Source organism: Methylothermaceae bacteria B42 (assembly GCA_001566965.1).
In the GTDB taxonomy this organism is placed as follows: Bacteria; Pseudomonadota; Gammaproteobacteria; order Methylococcales; family Methylothermaceae; genus Methylohalobius.
In genome coordinates this window covers 155,623-175,279 of record LSNW01000030.1, presented here as the reverse complement: position 1 = coordinate 175,279, position 19,657 = coordinate 155,623, and the positions used below count along the sequence as shown (strand labels likewise).

General features: G+C 50.5%; 15 protein-coding genes. 8 read left to right on the top strand and 7 right to left on the bottom strand.

Annotated elements, in window-relative coordinates; genetic code table 11:
• Positions 1–353 precede the first annotated feature (353 nt).
• Entirely contained in the window at positions 354–1,637 is a 1,284-nt protein-coding gene (locus AXA67_09690; protein ID KXJ40566.1) for an adenosylmethionine-8-amino-7-oxononanoate aminotransferase, read from the bottom strand.
• Entirely contained in the window at positions 1,634–3,157 is a 1,524-nt protein-coding gene (locus AXA67_09685) for a hypothetical protein (GenBank protein KXJ40565.1), read from the bottom strand. The genes AXA67_09690 and AXA67_09685 overlap by 4 nt, the downstream gene beginning before the upstream one ends.
• 211 nt (positions 3,158–3,368) lie before the next feature.
• Between AXA67_09685 and AXA67_09680 the strand changes: the two genes are divergently transcribed.
• The 7 genes from AXA67_09680 to AXA67_09650 all read left to right on the top strand — a co-directional run bounded on the left by AXA67_09680 (position 3,369) and on the right by AXA67_09650 (position 10,099).
• Entirely contained in the window at positions 3,369–4,856 is a 1,488-nt protein-coding gene (locus AXA67_09680) for a flagellin (protein ID KXJ40564.1), read from the top strand.
• A gap of 162 nt (positions 4,857–5,018) precedes the next feature.
• Positions 5,019–6,506: a flagellin gene (locus AXA67_09675; protein KXJ40563.1), complete on the top strand. Its 1,488-nt coding sequence runs from the start codon at positions 5,019–5,021 to the stop codon at positions 6,504–6,506.
• Between the two features lie 74 nt (positions 6,507–6,580).
• On the top strand, positions 6,581–6,961 hold the full coding sequence (locus tag AXA67_09670; GenBank protein ID KXJ40562.1) for a hypothetical protein: 381 nt from the start codon (positions 6,581–6,583) through the stop codon (positions 6,959–6,961).
• Between the two features lie 22 nt (positions 6,962–6,983).
• Positions 6,984–9,029, top strand: a complete 2,046-nt coding sequence (locus tag AXA67_09665) for a hypothetical protein (protein KXJ40561.1) — start codon at positions 6,984–6,986, stop codon at positions 9,027–9,029.
• Between the two features lie 24 nt (positions 9,030–9,053).
• On the top strand, positions 9,054–9,473 hold the full coding sequence (locus tag AXA67_09660) for a flagellar protein FliS (protein ID KXJ40655.1): 420 nt from the start codon (positions 9,054–9,056) through the stop codon (positions 9,471–9,473).
• Positions 9,470–9,787 (top strand): hypothetical protein, encoded by a 318-nt coding sequence (locus tag AXA67_09655; protein KXJ40560.1) that lies wholly within the window; start codon positions 9,470–9,472, stop codon positions 9,785–9,787. Before AXA67_09660 ends, AXA67_09655 begins: the two co-directional genes overlap by 4 nt.
• 21 nt (positions 9,788–9,808) lie before the next feature.
• Positions 9,809–10,099: a hypothetical protein gene (locus AXA67_09650; protein KXJ40559.1), complete on the top strand. Its 291-nt coding sequence runs from the start codon at positions 9,809–9,811 to the stop codon at positions 10,097–10,099.
• A 215-nt stretch (positions 10,100–10,314) separates the two neighbouring features.
• On the opposite strand, the gene AXA67_09645 is transcribed toward AXA67_09650, so the two are convergent.
• The 5 genes from AXA67_09645 to AXA67_09625 all read right to left on the bottom strand — a co-directional run bounded on the left by AXA67_09645 (position 10,315) and on the right by AXA67_09625 (position 18,350).
• On the bottom strand, positions 10,315–11,079 hold the full coding sequence (locus tag AXA67_09645) for a hypothetical protein (GenBank protein ID KXJ40654.1): 765 nt from the start codon (positions 11,077–11,079) through the stop codon (positions 10,315–10,317).
• Positions 11,080–11,460: 381 nt separating this feature from the next.
• Positions 11,461–12,126, bottom strand: a complete 666-nt coding sequence (locus AXA67_09640; GenBank protein KXJ40558.1) for a hypothetical protein — start codon at positions 12,124–12,126, stop codon at positions 11,461–11,463.
• 28 nt (positions 12,127–12,154) lie between these two features.
• Positions 12,155–12,583 carry a hypothetical protein gene (locus AXA67_09635; GenBank protein ID KXJ40557.1) on the bottom strand — a complete coding sequence of 143 codons (429 nt, stop codon included), beginning with the start codon at positions 12,581–12,583 and terminating at the stop codon, positions 12,155–12,157.
• A 22-nt stretch (positions 12,584–12,605) separates the two neighbouring features.
• The gene (locus tag AXA67_09630; GenBank protein KXJ40556.1) at positions 12,606–15,938 is read right to left on the bottom strand and encodes a hypothetical protein; all 3,333 of its coding nucleotides are present in this window, start codon (positions 15,936–15,938) and stop codon (positions 12,606–12,608) included.
• Positions 15,939–16,097: 159 nt separating this feature from the next.
• The gene (locus tag AXA67_09625) at positions 16,098–18,350 is read right to left on the bottom strand and encodes a hypothetical protein (GenBank protein KXJ40555.1); all 2,253 of its coding nucleotides are present in this window, start codon (positions 18,348–18,350) and stop codon (positions 16,098–16,100) included.
• A gap of 329 nt (positions 18,351–18,679) precedes the next feature.
• On the opposite strand from AXA67_09625, the gene AXA67_09620 reads away from it, so the two are divergent.
• Positions 18,680–19,654, top strand: coding sequence for a malate dehydrogenase (locus AXA67_09620; GenBank protein KXJ40554.1), 975 nt, complete (start codon positions 18,680–18,682; stop codon positions 19,652–19,654).
• Positions 19,655–19,657 lie beyond the last annotated feature (3 nt).

The window sequence follows — 19,657 nt, the reverse complement described above, 5'->3', positions numbered from 1 at the left end:
TCGGGGCACAGTGCATACTTCTGTGTAGTGTGACCGTCCAATTGATGTGTTTTCGTGGTCTATGGTGTATGTAATTAACTGATGTTACGCACGTTCATTCCGTATTATCCTCCCCCTCCCTGACCCCGCAAGCGGGGGAGGGGTCAAGGGTGGATTCCCTGACCCTGCCGTGCCGGCGAGGAAGGGAATATGGACTGTTTTCTAGCCTCCATTTATAACGATGGGAGCGGCGGAAAACCAAGCGTTGACTCCCCTCTCCCACAGGGAGAGGGGCCGGGGGAGAGGGCATTCCGGGCAAGTGCGTAACATTAGTAATTAATGTGTCTACCCTGACAGACATCATAGACGTTAAGTTATACATCGGCCAGCACAGGATAAATCGCCGAAGTCAGCTGGTCTAAATCATCGTTTTCCATCACATAGGCTGGCATGGTGTAAACCAGTTTGCCAAAGGGCCGCAGCCAGATTCCCGCTTCTACAAATTTGGGAGTGAGGGTGGCCAATTCCACGGGCTGTTTCATTTCCAAGACGCCTATTGCGCCAAGAACCCGAACCTCCGCTACCGAACCCAGTTGCTTGCAAGGCGCCAGTCCTTCTTTTAATCCTGCCTCGATGCGCCTTATCTGATTTTGCCAGTCCGATTCCAACAATAGATCAATACTGGCCACGGCCACTGAGCAGGCCAGTGGATTGGCCATGAAAGTCGGGCCGTGCATGAAACACCCAGGTTCCGTATGGCTAATGGTGCCTGCAATTTCCTCGGTGGTCAAAGTGGCGGCAAGGGTCAAATAACCGCCAGTCAAAGCTTTGCCGGCGCATAAAATATCGGGGCTGATGCCAGCGTGTTCGCAGGCGAAAAGCTTGCCAGTGCGGCCGAAACCGGTAGCGATTTCATCAGCAATCAGCAGGATATGATATTCATCACACAACTGCCGCGCAGCGCGCAAATAATCCGGGTGATAAAAACGCATGCCGCCCGCGCCCTGGACAATGGGTTCCAGAATCAAGGCGGCCAATTCCTGGTGATGGCGCGCAATCAATTCCGCCAACGGGACAATCTCCTCCGGGTTCCATTCATCCCCAAAGCGGCAATCGGGGGCGGGGGCAAAAAGTTGCCGGGGCAGCAGGCCGGAAAACAAATGGTGCATGCCGGTTTCCGGGTCGCAAACCGACATGGCGCCCAGGGTGTCGCCATGATAGCTGTGGCACAGGGCCAACAGCCTGTTTTTTTGAGGATGGCCACGGGCCTGCCAGTATTGCATTGCCATTTTGATGGCCACTTCCACCGCCACCGAGCCGGAATCGCTCAAAAACACTTTGGTCAATGGCCCCGGGGTCAGCGCCACCAAGCGCCGGCACAGTTCAATGGCTGGCTCGTGGGTCAGTCCGCCGAACATGACGTGTGCCATTTTGCCAAGCTGATTTTCGATGGCGGCATTTAATCGGGGATGATTATAGCCGTGAATGGCGCACCACCAGGAGGCCATGCCGTCGATCAATTCCCCGCCATCGGCCAATTTCAGGCGAACCCCAGAGGCGGAAGTGATGGGATAGACCGGGTGGTGGGGTGGTATGGCCGTATAGGGATGCCAGATGTGAAGACAATCAAAGATGAGGGCTTCACGCCAATCCGTCAATGAACCACCCTGACCTGCCTGTCGAATGCCTGTTTGACCACCGGTTGCTGGCGCAATACTGCCCACTGTTCCAGAAGCATATCCCCCTTGCCGGTACAAAGGATTTCGATGGTGTTCTTATCGGCGCGGCAATGAATGTGCTCAATCACGTTTTGCCTTTCCTTGTTGAGGGCGATGGCGAGCCTTAACAAGGCTGTCAATTTGAGCCAGCGTTGCTGTTCGCTTTTGTTGAAAGGTTTGAGTAATTCATGCTCACCGTCCGGCAGCCGTTTGCGTTGGCAGCGGACAATGGTTGCCAGCAGTTTTTGCTCCTGTTCGGAAATGCCAATCATGGGCATGGCGTTGAGTAAATAGTAGGCGTGACGATGATGGCCGTCGGGACGGATGAAAACGCCGATTTCGTGTACCAGCGCCGCCATTTCCAGCAACAACCGGTCCCGGGCGGGCAATTCGTGAATCGCCGCCAATTGATCGAAGAGCTGCAAGGCCAGCTGGCGAACGTGCTCGGCATAGCGCATGTCGGTGTGGAACTTGCGCGCGATGGCCCTGGCCCAATCCAGGGCGTCTTGGGTGGCGCTACTGCGCCGTTGTTGCAGCAGATCCAGCAATACCCCTTCCGCCAGGCCCACGCCGGGGATGAGAAGGTCAGGCTTACCCACCAGCTTCATAATTTCCCTCAGGGTATGGCTGGCGGGGATGATGACATCAGCCCGGTCCGGGCGTAGTTTTAATTTTTCCACACGCTGCTGGTAATCCAAATCATCCAGTTGCTGGCAGATTTGTTTCAAATCCCCAAAACTCAAGCAGCGGGCCGAATTATTGCCTAAAAGCCGCTGCCCCAACTCTCCCAAAGTCTCGATATTGCCGCCGGTGCCGACACAGATCTCGATCTTGACCCCGTCAATCAGCTCCTGGATTTTGCCCGCGTTGGCGCTGAAGAATTCATCCAGAAAACGGAGGAATTTACGGCTGTTTTTCTGTTCGCCAAAGCGCGTCAGCAAGCGAACCGTGCCCATTTTAAAACTTTCCAGCGCCGTGATTTGGCCCTGCTGGGAGACGATGATTTCCACGCTGCCGCCGCCAATATCGATGAGCAGGGCATTTTTTTCCGACAGCTCGGGCAATGCGTGGCGGATGGCCAGATAAACCAGCCTTGCCTCTTCCGCCCCGGAAATCACGTCAATTTCAATCTCGGTGGCCTCGTGTACCCGATCAATCAGTTCCTGCCGGTTATCCACCGAGCGTACCGCGCTGGTGGCCACCGCCCGCACCTGCTTGACGGGAATGCCTTTGCGGTCGATTAACTGGCGGAAATCTGTAAAAGCTTTCACCGCGCGCTCGATAATTTCACTGCCCAGGTGCTTTTGCTTGAAAGCATCCTGGCCAAGCCGTACCGGCGCGCGAATGGCTTCAATAATATCGAGTTTACCGTCATGACTCAGGCCACCGATGCGCAAGCGGATGGCGTTGGAACCGATGTCGATCACGGCGCCGAGAGGGGATGAGATTGTATCGTTCATGGGGTTATTTTAATGCTTTAGCGCTTGGAATGCTCACCAGCATAGACAGTGAAACAAAACATTGCCGCCGCAGTGACAAATTGCCGGCAAAACTTTGCCGAAAAGGCAATTGTGTTTTTATAAGCGATTGATATTTAATGGTTATAAAAGTTGGCCCCGATGTTGCTAGGTATCCGGTGATGAAAAATTTGAGCCATCAGGGAGTTTAACCATGCCACAAGTAATCAATACGAATATTGCCTCCATTAATACCCAGCGGCAATTGAACCGTAGTCAGGATGCTATGCAAACGGCCATGGAGCGGTTGTCTTCAGGACTGCGTATTAACAGCGCCAAGGACGATGCCGCAGGTTTAGCCATCTCCGACCGTATGACTGCCCAGATTCGTGGCTTGAATCAAGCAGTGCGTAACGCCAACGATGGTATCTCACTGGCGCAAACTGCGGAAGGCGCATTACAGGAATCCACCAACATTTTGCAACGGATGCGGGAACTATCAATCCAGTCGGCCAACGACACCAACACTGCCGCCGACCGCGCCAACTTGCAAAAGGAAATCAACCAGTTGGTTCAGGAATTGGACCGCATAGCTACTCACACTACCTTCAATGGCAAAAAGCTGCTGGATGGTACCTTCAACGGCCAGGAATTCCAGATCGGCGCCTTTGCTGACCAAAGCATCAGCGTTACTGTCGGCAACGCCCGGACCCAGACCATGGGGGTCAACAAGATGACCAATGACGATGCCGCTGGCACGATCAACAGCGCGGTCGGGGCCACCACCAATAATGTCGGTGCCCAGGACATTACCGTGGACGGTTTTTTGGGCAACGAAGTAGTCTCCGTGGTCGCCGGTGAGACCGCCAAGAGCATCGCCGACGGCATCAACGGCGTTTCCGAGTCCACCGGAGTGACCGCCCGGGCGGTCACTTATGCCAAACTCAGTGGCGCCAGCGCGCCGGGTCAGTTGTCTTTCGATCTTTATGGTAAGAACGAAACCACGCCGGTCAAGGTTTCGGCCCAGATCAGCAGTACCACAGATTTGACCGAACTGGCCAAGGCCATCAACGACCATACCGGCGAAACCGGGGTTAGCGCGGTGTTGGCCGAGGACAAAAGCAGTCTCGTTCTCAAAAATGAGGAGGGGTTTGACATTACCATCGATGTCTATGCTTCCAGTACCACCACCCTGGATATGGAAGGTCTGAAGGAAGACGGCGATGCCAAAAATCCGGTCCCCAATGCGGTCACCTTGAGCGCCGGCGGATCGGCAACCGTGGGTGGCAATGTCATCGTCGAATCCCACAAGGCCTTTACCTTGGAGTCTTCCGCAGGAACCACCTTTTTGAGCGCGGCAACGACGCCATTGGGTTCTAGCCTGGAGAACGTTAGCAATATAAACATCGGCACCCAACGGGGGGCGACCGATGCCATTTCCGTGATTGATGGCGCTTTGGCCTTCATCGCCGATGCTCGGGGAGACTTGGGGGCGATCCAGAACCGCTTTTCCTCAACCATTGCCAATCTGGAGAACGTTTCCCAAAACGTGGCGGCTTCCCGCTCCCGGATTCAGGATGCCGATTTCGCCAAGGAATCGGCGGAACTGGCCCGGACCCAGATATTGCAACAGGCTGGAACCGCCATGCTGGCCCAGGCCAATGCGTCGAACCAAAATGTACTCTCGCTGTTGCAAGGTTAGCGTGTAGGGGGGTAGGGAGCGGGTCTGCCGCTCCCGCTTTTTTGAAGATTTGTGCCAAATTTTAACCTTCGGGTTAAAGCTTTCGCCTGCCCGGTCGATACAGGGGTTGAATGCAATATGCAAATAGATTTCAACCCGACCATTACCAGGAGGTAATTTCTAATGGCTCAAATCATCAATACCAATGTGTCTTCCATCAATGCCCAGCGTCAGTTGAGCAGAAGTCAAAATTCCATGCAAACGGCTATGGAAAGATTATCCTCAGGCTTGCGCATCAACAGCGCCAAGGACGATGCCGCAGGTCTTGCCATTTCCGACCGGATGACGTCACAGATCCGGGGTTTGAATCAGGCCACGAGAAATGCCAATGATGGTATATCCATGGCCCAGACCGCTGAAGGTGCTCTACAGGAATCCACCAATATCTTGCAGCGGATTCGTGAGTTGTCCATTCAGTCTGCCAACGACACCAACACCGCCGCAGACCGGGCTAACCTGCAAAAGGAAGTAAACCAGCTAACCCAGGAGCTGGATCGAATTGCCAATCAAACCACTTTTAATGGCAAGAAACTATTAGATGGAAGCTTTAGTGGCCAGCAGATTCAAGTGGGTGCTTTCGCCAACCAAAGTATAAGCATTACTGTGGGTGATGCCCGGACTGAGGCGATGGGTGTTCATAAACAATCAAATTACGATGCTGCTGGGGTAATAACCGAAGCAAATAATGCTACATCGAACAACGTAGGTAGCCAAACCTTAACAGTAGCAGGTTCACTGGGCTCTGATACTATATCGGTTGGAGCAGCTAGTAGTGCCAAAACTATTGTTGATGGTATAAACGCTAAATCAGAAAAAACCGGAGTAACTGCAAGGGCGGTGACCTATGCAAAGATTGATAACGTTACCGGAAGCGCAGGATCACTTTCCTTTGATTTGTATGGTAAAAATGAAACCGACAAGGTGACCGTTTCTGCCCAGATAAGTGATTTGAATGACTTAACAGAGTTAGCTAAAGCTATCAATGATCAAGCAGGAGATACTGGTATTAGCGCTGTTCTGACAGATGATAAGAAAGGCATCATTTTAAAAAATGATGAGGGATATGACATCACTATTGATAGTTATTCTTCTGCCAATGTTGATTTGGATGTCACTGGTTTGGAGGAAGACGGTAGTACAGAAGTAGGTAGCGCTGTTACTTTGGATGTGGCGACTGATACAGAGGCAACGGTTGGCGGTAACGTTATTTTCGAATCTCATAAGTCTTTTACTGTAACCTCAGATGATACTAATAGTACGTTAATTAACGGCACCAATCCCGTTAGCTCCGGATTGGAAAAAGTTAGCGCCATTGACATCGGCACCCAATCCGGCGCCAATGACGCTATCTCGGTCATTGATGGGGCGCTTGCCTTCATTGCCGATACCCGCGGTGACCTGGGCGCGGTGCAAAACCGCCTGTCTTCCACCATTTCAAACTTGGAAAACGTCTCTCAAAACGTATCCGCTTCCCGCTCGCGGATTCAGGATGCGGATTTCGCCAAGGAATCGGCAGAGCTGGCGCGGACTCAGATTCTGCAACAGGCAGGCATCTCCATGTTGGCCCAGGCCAATGCGTCATCACAAAGCGTGTTGTCACTGATCGGCTAACCTTGAGGGTAAAGCGCAACGGGCGGCGGGATCCTCCGCCGCCTCCGGCAGTGACAAAGTAGAGAGGTAGAACCATGGAAACAAACAGACTAGCGGGCGCAGTGGCGGATTTTTCCCGCATCAGCGCCTTGAAAGAGCCGATGAAATTAGACAAGGCTCAGGTTTTCGGTGGTTCTCGGCAGGTTTCGGCGGGGGGGGAGAACGCTGGTGATCAAGAGCAGGCAGCGCTTGACAAAGAAAGCATTAGTAATGCGGTGGCCCATCTCAACGATTACATGCAAAAGGTCGACCGCAAGTTGAGTTTCAGCATGAATGACGCCTTGGGCAAGATAGTGATTGAGGTCAAGGATGCGGAAACCGATGAGGTGATTCGCTCGATTCCGCCCAAGGAAATCATCGAATTCGCCGAGCGCCTGCAGGAATCCGGCGGGCTGTTGGTGAAAGAACAGGCTTGAGATAAAAAAAGAGGGTAATATCGTGGCGATTACTTCCACAGGGTTAGGTTCCGGGCTGGACATTGCCGGTATCGTGCAAAAGCTTGTTGAGGCAGAAAGAGTGCCGGTCTCCACCCAACTCGACCGTAAGGAAGCTGACCTGCAGGCCAAGATTTCCTCCTACGGAACGTTCAAAAGCGCGTTATCGGAGTTTCGGTCCAGCCTGGCGGGGCTGCGCAATAGTTCGAACTTCGAGGCGTTGTCTGCCACGTCCAGTAACGAGGATGTTTTGACCGCTTCTGCTTCCTCCAATGCCGAGGTCGGCAGTTTCAACCTGGAAGTCAAGCAACTGGCCCAATCCCACGGTTTGGCCAGTGGTTCCTTTGCCGACCCCGATGACATTGTCGGCAGCGGCACCTTGACGATTCGTTTTGGCACTACAGAGCTGGGGACTATCACAGACCCAGATACGGGAGAGGAAACCACTACCTATAGCTTCACCCAAAACCCGGCCAAAGGGACCTTGACCATTGATCTGGATGATACCAACAACACCTTGACGGGCCTTCGCGATGCCATCAATAAGGCCGGTGGGGGTGTCAGCGCCAATATTGTTTACGATGGCGGCGGTTACCGGTTGGTGCTGTCCTCGGAAGATACCGGCAAGGCCAACAGCATGCAGATTGAGGTGAGCGATAGCGATGGTGATAATGCCGATGCCAGCGGTTTGTCCCGCCTCGCCTTCAACGATAGCGCCATGAATATGACCCAGACCATGGAAGCCAAGGATGCGGTGGTCAGCTTCAACGGCCTGGATATCACCAGCGCGTCCAATACCCTGGACAAGACCCTGAAAGGGGTGACCATCAACCTGAATCAGGCCAAGCCGGGGGAGACGGTGAATGTCAAAGTTGCCCCCAATACGGGCAATATTGTGGAGTCGGTGACCAAATTCGTCGAGGGCTACAACGCCCTGGTTGGCGTGGTCAAGGATTTGACTTCCTATAATCCGGAAACCCAGCAGGGCAGCATTTTGCTGGGGGACGGCACCATCCGCAATGCCATGTCCCAAATCCGGCGGGTAATGGGGGATGTGGTGAGTGGGTTGGAGTCCGCCGCGGTGCGCACCCTGGTGGATTTGGGCATCAAGACCCAGGCGGACGGTACTTTGGAGTTTGACTCGTCCAAACTGGAATCGGCTTTGAAAAAAGATCCGGAAGGGGTGGCGGCGGTCTTTTCCGAGACCGGGATCACCTCCGATCCGCGGGTCAAATTCATTGAGAACAGTTCAGCGACGAAAACCGGCAGCTATTCGGTGTCCATTACCCAAGAAGCCACCCGAGGCGTTCTCAATGGTGGCGCGGTGAGTTCCCTGACCGTGGACGACAGTAACGACACTTTCCGCATCAAGGTGGATGGCACCTCTTCCGGCCAGATTCAGCTCACACAAAAGACCTATGCCAGCAAGGAAGCGCTGGCGGCCGAGATACAGGCGCGGATCAATGGCGACAGCACCTTGAGTTCCGCCGGAGCAAAAGTTTCGGTTAGTTACGATTCGGACAATAACCGATTTGTCATCCAGTCGCAAAAGTACGGGGAAGACTCCCAGGTGGAAATCACCGAAGTGGACAGCAATTCTTCCGCCATTGGCTTGAACGTGGCGGCCGGCACCGCCGGACAAAACATGGCAGGTTCCATCGGCGGATTCGCCGCCGAGGCGGACGGGCAATATTTGAAAGGAACCCAGGGCGATGCCATCGGCATGAAATTGTTTATAGAAGATGGCGCCAGCGGTTTCCTGGGGTCGGTGACTTTTTCCCGGGGCTTGATGAACCGCCTTGACAATGTTCTTGGGGGATTGCTCGATAGCGATGGCTCAGTGACGGCGCGTACCGAGGGCCTTCAAAAAAGCCTGAATGATATCAATGATGAGCGTTTTAAATTGAATGACCGGATGGCCGAACTGGAAAAACGGTTTCTGGATAAATTCAACGCTATGGACAGCCTGCTGGGGCAATTGCAGGGGATGGGAACATTTTTGGGCCAGCAACTGGCGACCCTGCCCTTCAACAATGTAAGTAAAAAGTAAACAGGAGCGATAACATCGATGAATATGGCAGCGAATCACGCAATGAATGCATACAAAAAGGTCGGTACTCACGTGGGTGCCGATACCGCTGATCCCCATCAACTGATTACCATGCTTTTTGATGGCGCCTTGGAGCGGATTGCCATCGCCAAGGGGGCGATTGAAAGGGGGGACATTCCCCAAAAGGGCCAGCGCATCGGCCAGACCATTGCCATTATCGATGGCTTGCGCGCCAGCTTGAACAAGGAAGCCGGAGGGGAATTGGCGGAGAATCTGGATAATCTGTATGCCTACATGCAGCAGCGTCTGCTGGAAGCCAATCTACATAGCGATGGCAAAATCCTGGATGAAGTCAGCAGTCTGATCCGGGAGATCAAAACCGCCTGGGTGGCGATTCCGGCAGAAGTGCGCAAGCGGGTGCCTGAGATGGCAATCGCCCAATGAATTCTTTTTCCGACATTTCCCAAACCGTTTTGGAATTGAGCTCGGCCATGTTGGCTGCGGCTCGTGAGGGTGATTTTGAAACGGTAAGGGGTATGGATATCAAACGCCGGCAACTAGTGGAGCAATTATTTCTCAAGATTCCAGAGGGAGAAGAGGGGGTACAGTCATTGCGCCAAGTCGTTGAACAAATCCAGACCCTGGACAGCGCTTTGATGCAACTGATTCGTCAGGAACGGGACCAGGCTGCCCATCAGCTGCAACAGCTGAAAAAACAAAATCGAGCCAGCCGGGCCTACCAGACGGTGGATGGTTAACCTTTCAACCTTGGAGTTTGTATGAACCCTGTAACCCACGATATCCAACAAGTGATGACCTTGAGCCGTGAAATGCTGGCATCCGCCCAGGCCGAACACTGGGACAAAGTGGACCGGATCGGGCGGGAGCGGTTTTTTGTGCTGAAAAACGTGCGGGAAAAGATTGGCCAAAACCAGTTTGAAGAACTTTCCCAGGCGGTACGCTTTGTGGTAAAGACCGACCGGCAAATTGTCCATTATCTCAAAGCACGGGAGGGGGGTTACCATCCCGGGGCAATGAACACGGCCAACGCCCAGCCGCTTACAGCCTGAATCCAACAGGTTGCTTTGGGGGAGCAACATAATCGAATCCCAGTACATTTGGCTATGGCTGCGTGTGGATTCCCGCTTTCGCGGGAATGACGCTTCGGTTCCCGTGAACTTCAGCTTGCGTCATTCCGGGCGAACTCCCGCGAAGCGGGAGGAAGACCCGGAATCCAGAGCAGCGCCCTGAAAGCAAAATGCAAATGACAGGGGGGGATTTTCACTTACACTCGATGCAAAATAATTTCCAGCACCAACTTGCTGCCAAAATAAGCAAGCACCAAGGCGGCGAATCCGCCCAGTGTCCAGCGGATCGCCGTCCGTCCCCGCCACCCGTAACGCCAACGGCCCCACAACAGCACCGCAAACAACAGCCACGAGAGAATGGAGAGGACGGTCTTGTGGACCAGATGCTGGGCGAATAAATCTTCAAGAAAGACAAAGCCGGTTGCCAGCGACAGGCTCAGAAGAATGAATCCCACGCCAATCATTTGAAACAACAACGATTCCATGGTTTGTAGTGGCGGCAGGGAGCGTACAAACCAATTGGTGTGCTTGCGGCGCAGTTGCCAGTCTTGCAGCGCCAGCAACAACGCCTGCAGCGCGGCGATATTGAGCAGGCTAAAAGCCAAAATGGAAACCAGGATATGCATTTCCATGGGCCAGGAAAGATGGGTCAAAATATGGACTTGGTCGGAGTAAGCAAGCCGCAGCAGTAACGTCATGGCAGCCAGGGGCAATACCGCAATCCCCAGTTTATCCACTGGCTTGTTGACCGCCGCCAACAAGAACAACAATACAATCATCAAACTTACCAAAGCGGCGGTACTGAAGATGCTGAGATCGATCCCATCAGAGGCGGGGATGATTTGAGCCAGAACAATACTGTGCAGCCCCGCTGCGAGCCAGGCCAACCCCAGGTAAAAAGGGCGGTAATTGGGACTGATCAAGGCGGGGGCATCATTCTGGGTGCGCCGTAGCAGTATCATTCCACTGGCGGCGAGGTAACAGATGACAGCAAACAAAATGGCTAAAACAATTATTATCGACAAGGCTCTCCTCCCCTAATCGGGATAAGTCTGTCACATTGTGATTTATTATTGAACCTAAATTCTGCAAATGTTTCGGCATTCGGCTGCCAAATCAAGTCTTTATGCTGCGTTGGCTGCACCAATTTTATGCTCGAAGTAGCGCTGCTACTCCTGCGCGAAAATTGGCTTACCGCCTTGCCTAAAGCCTTGCTTGACACCCTCGGTGCTCGAATCACTTGCAGAATTTAGGTTGAAGTGGATAGGTTAGCAGAAGCAAAATGCAAGAATCGGTGGAACTATCTCTGGGAGGATGATAAGCGCTTTAGCCTTGAATTCACACTACCAAGAGGCGGGAAGTTTTTTCAAAATCACCCATTGGTGATCCTCGGTCTTGATATAGTCGCCCTTTTTCAACTCCTTCATGATTTTGCTGACCATCTCCCTGGAGGCGCCGACCCGGTTGGCCAGTTCCTGCTGGGTCAGTTTCTCCGGGATGATTCGCACGCCGTCGCGTTCAACAGCAAGCTCGTTCAATACCTTGACAATTCTTTCATAGACATTGGAAAGCGCCAGGCTGCGGACATTGTCGGTGAGTTGGCGAATCTTTTGGATCAGCGACTGAATCAGGCGAAATGCCGCTTCCGGATGAGCATGCAGCCACTCCTTGAAGGTGTTTTTGGAAATGATGCCGCAGGTGGTTTTATCCAGCGTCATCACCGAGGCAGAACGGGGTTCGTCATCCAGCAGCGCCAGTTCGCCAAAATAAGTGCCAGGGCCCAAATGGGTCAGGGTGATTTCTTTCCCTTCGTCATCGCAAAGAAACACCCTAACCTTCCCCGACAGGACGACATACAAGGGACCGGTTTCATCCCCTTCGTACAATATAATCGTATTATTGGCGAAGGATTTGATGGTGGCTCTCTCGGCCAGGGCCAGGAGCGCCTCATCATCTACTTCCGAGAGGAAGGAGACTTGTTTTAGGATGGCTAGGGTGTCGGTGATCATAAGAAAACCTTTAGGTTTTTACTAAAAATTAACCGCCATGGAAAAGGGCATAATACCATGCGTAACAGGTAGGATATCTTGAAGGGAGTTGGCCACATAATTCCCTGGGGGCATCCGGTTCAAAATCTATCAAACAGCAAATAGTACTGCCTTTGCTTTCCGATAATATGATTGTGGGCCGTCTGATCTGCAGTAGCTTGTGTTTGGTATCGTTAAAAATGGAACACTGGTTCTCTCCCGGCTCTACCGTACAATTTTTTAATGGAATTGGTTTTCCCTTGTTATTAACCAAAATCACTTCCCCGTTTTTCCCAAGACTGGCTAAGGGTGTCAATCTGGACTTGTCTCGGCCGGTGAGAATCCAGGCTAGTATAAAACCAAGAGCTAATGCAATTAGTATTTTTACCCATTCATTTTGGTTTTCCCAAATGTTTTTTATTTGTTCATAAGTTGACATAGCGCTACCTTTTTGTTTGGTTTTAATTGAACGATAATAATAACCTTGCGAATACTATCCTTTCTGGTTGGGTTGCGTTTTTGAATCCTATAGCGGATGCGGTGGAAAAATTATATCCTTCAAAGCTGAATTGTTTGTCAAATAAATTTTTAACACCGATTGTAAGGATGCCCAATCTTTTCGGAAATCGGTAACCTACTGCAGTATCTACAAGCCAAAATTGGTCGTGACCTGAATCAGTTTTAAAAAAATCAAAAACTGTTCTTTGGTTGATATAAGTGGTTTTGAGTTGAGCAAAAATACCACTGGGATGAAAATAGCGGATACCCAGCGGAACTTTGTGAGTGGTAATCTTTGATGGCAATGGTGAGGTTGGCGCCTCGCTGAGGTCAAGCCTGATTTGTTCAAAACTGTATTCAGTCCTGATTGATAGGTTTGTTGTTGGCGTCCAGTATAAATAGGCTCGGTGGAAACGTTCTTCCTGATCGAATTGGAATTTTTTATTTTCAACAGGTATTCCCAGATCTCGCCAAGACATGGATAGTCCCCCAAAAAGGTTGTCGGATAGGGTTTGATCGACTGCTACCCCATAGCGGGTGGTTTTTGTCCCATTAGTATCATCGAAGAACTGATTAAATCCAGCGACTTGGGTAGGCTCAATGGTTTGATTCGAAGTGAGTGGCCTCTTTAAGGTTTTGAACCAGGCAGCCCGAAATGTGGTTGAGGGGGTAGGTTTCCATAATAGGCCGATTTTTGGGTTCACGCGAAGTGTTTTATCCAGATTATTATCGTCAAATGAGTCAACGCTGATGCCTAATGTGGTGGTCAAGTGATATCCCAAATTGAGATGCGAGTAAATAAAGCCATTGACGTGTTGGGTATCGGAATGGGTTTTTTTATTTGATTTTTTATTGGTTTCTTGTTCATTGACATAGCCACCGCCAATGACCAAGTGTGCAAACTTGTAGTCAAGTAAATATTCAGCTTCGGCTTGATAGGTGGTTTTATCTATATTGAAGTTCCTAAAGCTAAAAAGTGGATTTCTATTTCTTCTATTAAAATTAGAATCCTTATATATAAACGATAAAATAATATTGTGATTTGGATTAATAGTATAGTGGACTCCAATTCTTGGTGAAAAGCTGCTGAATCTTTTTCTTTGGTCCCTGATAAAACGCTTTTTACTGAAATTCTGGCTGATATCGCCGCTGGTTATTTCATCGTAACGGATTTCTGTTTGAACGCTGAGTTGGGGGGTGAGTTGAGTCTGGATAAACCCGGTATAAATATTTTGGTTGGCATCATTATTAGGCCGGTATCCTTCGGTTTCGTAATGGAATTGGCCTAGACTAAATGAATAGTTGTTCCACAACCCTGAAACGACGATCTCATCGCCTAGGGTATCGTTGCCGGCAACTATGCCTGCGGCCTGGATGGCAGCCCGGTTACGCATGAACAAAGGGTTGAACTCGGTAAACGATAAGTCTGTCGGTCCAAGGCCGTCCAAAAGCAGGAGATTGGCTTGCCCAAGCTGTGGTTGTATAGGGGTTAGGTTGAGTGGCTGTAGTAGCTGGGATTGAAGCAATTCGCTGACACGGGCAATGTTGTGTCTAGGCAGCGTGGCATAATTATCTGCCAGCAATCTGTGGGCAGAATAATTACCGGGATCAGTATTAACCGATTTCCACCCCTCAAGTAGGCCGAGTTTTTGAAAACCTAAATCATTGTAAATCCGCCCTAAACTAGCACTTCTTGCCGCCAAGTCACTATCCAATAGCAGTTTTGATCGATACACCCCCCGGTTATTATTGAGTTCAATTGCTTTTTGCATATCATGCAAGGCTTCCACCGGGCGGTTGACGGTTTGTTTGTAGATGGCGTCATAGAACCAGGGGGTGGGGTCGTTGGGGTCCATTTGCTTGGCGAGCCTGAATTCAGTGCTGGCGAAGTTGCCTTGCTTCAATTCGTAGTAGGCTTTACCCAAATAACTGCGCATCAGGGCGTTGTTAGGGTCCAGGGAAACCGCGGTTTCCATCAGCCGGGTACCGTCTTTGAGGTGTCCCCGCCTGATTTTGGTCAGGCCCAGTCCGAGATGGGCCAGCGGGTTGGCGGGTTCCAGCGTTATGGCGGTTGTAAAATGCTCTGCCGCTTCTGAAATCTCGAAACGCGCCAAATGGGCGAACCCCAGCACATTTTGGCTGCGCGCTAGATTGGGATTGAGTTGCACTGCCCGTTGCGCCGCCTTCATGGCTGTATTGGTATCGCCTGTAGCCAGTGACAGCTCGGCCAATAAGGCGTGGGCCAGGGCATTTTGTGGGGCCAAATCAACGGCGGTTTGCACGCTTTGATAAGCTTTTTCTATTTGAAAAGCCGCCTGGTAGGCATAGGCCAGGGCAATGTGCGGGAGCGACGAATCTGGTTGTTGTGTTACTGCCCGGCGAGCGAGTTCCAGGGCTTTCTGTTTGTGATTTTTGGCGACCGCGATGACGGCTTGTAATGCAAGACCGGCACTGCTGCCGGGTTTTTGGCCAAGGAGCGTTTCAATGGCCTGTCGCGCCTCATCTACCTGGCCGACACTCAGTAGTAATGCCGCGCGTAGCAGATAGTAGTTGCTATTTTGTTGTTCGGCGGGAAGCTTATCTAGGAGCGATAACGCCTCGTCAATACGCCCTTTCTGATAAGCTTGCGCGGCGTTTCTTAATAAAGGATTAGAGACAGTGTTTTGGAAATAGGTAATATCGACAAGCGGAGGATAATACAGCGCCCACTGCACCGCGTCTTCGGGTTTGATGATTAGTTTCACTGGTTTGGGGGCCTGGTTTTTTCTGGCTTCCGCTGCTTGTCCAGCGGCTATCTTGAGTTGGCCTTGGACATTGGCGGCTTTGACTGTGCCATCGAAAACCAAGATCCTGGCGCGGTCTTGGGTGACGTCCACCAAAAATTCCGTGCCTTCGTGAACCGCATTGACAAATGGCGTCCTGACACGAAGCCGTTGTGGTCTTCGGCTACGGAAAAAGGTGTTGCCAGTGAAGAGGTTGATCCACCAAGAGGTTTCTTGTTGATTGGCTGGTTGAGCCTCGGAGAAGACCAAGGAGGTATTTTGGTCAAGATTTAATAATGAATCGTTGCGTAACTGTAAAGTGGCCCGGGCGTATTTCCCGGTTTGTACGCTGTCGCCGGGGCAAATAGCCAGCGTTGGGTAGGCTTCTTCAATATTTTTGTTTTTCCGCTGAACTACGACCTGGCCTTGCGCTGAAATGATTTTGGCAATCCAGTCGGAACAGGCACTTTGGGCCCATGATGCTGGAGACAGCAAGAAAATCGCCATGAAGAGTAAGCAACAAATTTTGATCATGGTTTTTATTGGTTATGGAATCAGGTGACCTAAATAAACTGCTGAATTTCACCTTAACATGGCCGGTATGACGAGAAAAGGGTAAGATTACCATTAGAAATGTCTTATAAATTTGAATTTGGCAACACTTTCTTAATATTTGTAAAGAATTTTATAATATTATTGAATAAGTCTCATATTTGAATAGCTGCTGTTTTTGCTGACGGTAATAATATGTGGTTGTTTCATTATGGGTGGTTCTTGCAAGTAGGTTTGACATTGGAATAAATAAAACAACGTGGGGTTGTCTTCCGGGAATTGATTGGCCAGGGTAGCGAATGCCTGATGAGCCTGGGGCCAATCATGTCGTTTGAATAGCTTCAAAGCATTGGCAAAAGCACTGAAAAAGGCTTTTTGGGCCGGTGAAATATCTTCTGTCAGGCCGATGATTTCAAAAATATCTATCGCTTGTTGTTTGCCTTCCAATAAAAAGGTGCCCAGGTCCCTAAAGTAGAACTCTTCAAGGTCGCAGGCAACATCGCCTGACACTAGAATTCTTGTCCCCAACACTTTATTAAGCGCTTCAATTCTGGTGGCCGTATTGATGGCATCCCCCACGGCACGATATTCATAGTGATCGGGGGAGCCCACGGTGCCCAAGCGGATCATTCCCGCATGGAGGCCAATGCGGGTGGGGAGCTGGTAACGATGGGTCTCGTTAAAAAGGGTGACGGCTTGTTTGATTTGGAGCGCTGCACGGCAGGCTTGCCGCCTCAGGAAAGGAGAGTTTTCACTGGCAGTCCATAATGCCATCATGGCATCGCCAACCACATCGGAAATTTGGCCCCCATGGGCCTTCACAGGCAAAAACAGGGTGCTGTAATATTCATTCATCAATTGACCCAATGTCATCGGGTCTAGGGATTCCGACAAGGTCGTATAGCGGCCCGCATCAGTCGCCAGGCAAACACCAAATTTCAGTTCCCCGTGAGTGGAAAGGGCGTCAACGGTTTTGGTGCTGGTAATATGCTTGGTGATATCTTCGGGAACAAACAGGCGGAAAGCTTGATGAATGCTATCTTTTTCTTGGCGGGTAGAAATATAGTGACAACATAGCGTGACTAGCAAGACGGCAGGGATTTGAATGGCAAGCGGGATGATTATTGGATACCAATGGTGGTTCTGAACAAACTGATAGAAGACAATCGCCAAATAGATACTCCCCACCATGCTCGCCGCCATGAAAGCCCTCAATAAAGGCAACCGCCAGCATAGCAAAGCCAGTCCAGTCCCCCAGCCGAGTAGAAATAGAAACTGCACCGTCGGATCTTGGCTTCTGAGCCAGGAATCTTCCAGGAGATTGGCAAACGCGGTGGCGGCAATTTCGGTGGCGCTTAGGGTATCGGCCGCAGAATGTGAAAAAACAGTATAAAATCCTTGGTTTTTTTCAGGGTGGAGGTCTTCCGAATATCCGACAAATACAACTTTGTCCCTGAATAAATGCGCATTCCCAGATAAGACATCCCTTAAGGGAATGGTGGTGATACTGCCTGCGGGACCGTAATGATTCAAGTAACGGATCTGAGGATTACTATAGAGCGACAGCCAATTCATCAATAAAGGTTGTTTCGCTGGCGGAATTTGCATTTTGGCCAGCTGAGTAAACTTGTTAAGTCGCTGGGGATGTTGGTCGAAAAAGGTTTTAAATGCCAACATCAGGTTATCTACAGAGCGTTTTCGAACCGCGGCTTCATAGCTGGGCGGCAGGTGGCTGGCAAATCCAGGACTGATTTGATGGGTTATCGCCAGGATTTCAGGATAAAGATATGAAAATACATAAGCTTGGAATACCGCTGCGGGGAATCCACAAGAGCCATTATCCTGGTGGACCCAAAATTGTTTCACTTCCTTCCAGGTTTTAGGCAAGGTAAACGGAGTTGAAAATAGGGCGGCCTGGGAGAATAAAGGAATCGGCCGGATGACCAGATCATAAAAAAATTGGTTGGTATCATCGGGGTTGCCTTGAGACAAGGAAATCATGCCTCTTTTAAGATAATCACTCAAAATGACATTGTTACTTTGGCGCATGACCTTTGCCATTTGCTGATCATCCTGAAAATTGCGGCCTTCATCAAAGACGATATTGAAAGCGATGAGCCGGGCGCCGGATTCAGTCAATTTTTGAATCAAACGGGCATATAAGGAACGAGACCATTTTTCAGGTTTGTCCGGTAGCCCGAGGGCTTGAGCGGAGGTTTTGTCGAGGCTAAGAATGACAACTTCTGGCGGTGGGGTGGCTGGCCCCCTTAGGGTAAACAAGGTTTTTAGGCCCAATGATTCTTCTAAATGGCTTCCCCATTCTGTCAGTCCCGAACTGGAACTTGCGGCGATCAGGCCTACCAATAAACACAGAGCCAATCTACAGAAGTTCATGTTCTTATCATGGGTTGAGTGCGACGGATAATCCTTTCTTTCCGGCTGCGGTCCACCTTAGTCAATTAATCTTGTATTCATAGTACCAAAAGGTCCCGGAGCGGGTTAACCTATTATTTACGGGATAAGGTTTTAAATTTTTGGCGTTTGCATGCCTGGTTAAAACATTGCCTTTATTTTTTGACCATGAAAAATAGCAATTAACGCCTCAGTAGCTGAGATTCCTTCAAATTTGGATAGGCTAGCTTGGGATAAATCAGGATCCAGCCTAATAACGCTCTCAAATTCAGGGCAATTTGGCTTTTTAAGCACAATTTAAGAGGGTTTTTATGAAAGCAACACGTATCGCTGTGACTGGAGCGGCAGGTCAGATCAGTTATTCATTGCTGTTTCGATTGGCCTCTGGAGAACTATTGGGGCCAGATCAACCTGTGATCTTGCAACTTTTGGAAATAGAAGCCATGGCCGACGCCATGGCCGGGGTAGTGATGGAACTGAAGGATTGTGCTTTTCCCCTTTTGCAAGACGTACTGGTCACGGCAGATCCCTATCTGGCTTTTGCAGATGCGGAGCTGATCTTTCTCATCGGCGCCAAGCCAAGAGGTCCAGGCATGAAAAGAAAAGATCTTTTGTCGGCCAACGCCGGGATTTTTTCTGCACAAGGCAAGGCGCTAAATGAAGTTGCCCAGAAGGATGCCAAGGTATTGATTGTAGGTAACCCTGCCAATACCAATGCCCTGATAGCTATCCATAATGCTCCGGACATGAATCCCCAGAACTTTGCTGCTATGACTCGCCTTGATCACAACAGGGCTAAAAGCCTGTTAGCAGAAAAATGCCATACACCGGTCACAGATGTGCGGCGAATCAGTATTTGGGGAAATCATTCGTTGACCCAATTCCCTGATCTTTTTCACGCCCAAGTAAAAGGTAAACCCGCCCTGGAGTGGGTTGACATGGATTGGTACGAAAATGAATTTATCCCTACGGTGCAGAACCGTGGCGCAGAGGTGATTCGTCTGCGTGGAAAATCAAGCGCGGCATCGGCTGCCAATGCCGCTTTGGATCACATGCGCGATTGGGTATTCGGCACGCCGGAAGAGGACTGGATCAGTGCGGCCGTGCTAAGCGATGGCAGCTACGCCATTGCCAGTGATATTGTTTATTCATTTCCCGTGGTAGCAGAAAATGAATCACTGCAAATTGTTCAAGGCCTGGACATCAATGATTTCAGCCGTGCCCGAATGAAGCTGACCGAGCAGGAGTTGATCGAAGAGAGAGATGCAATCAAGGATTTGCTGTAACGG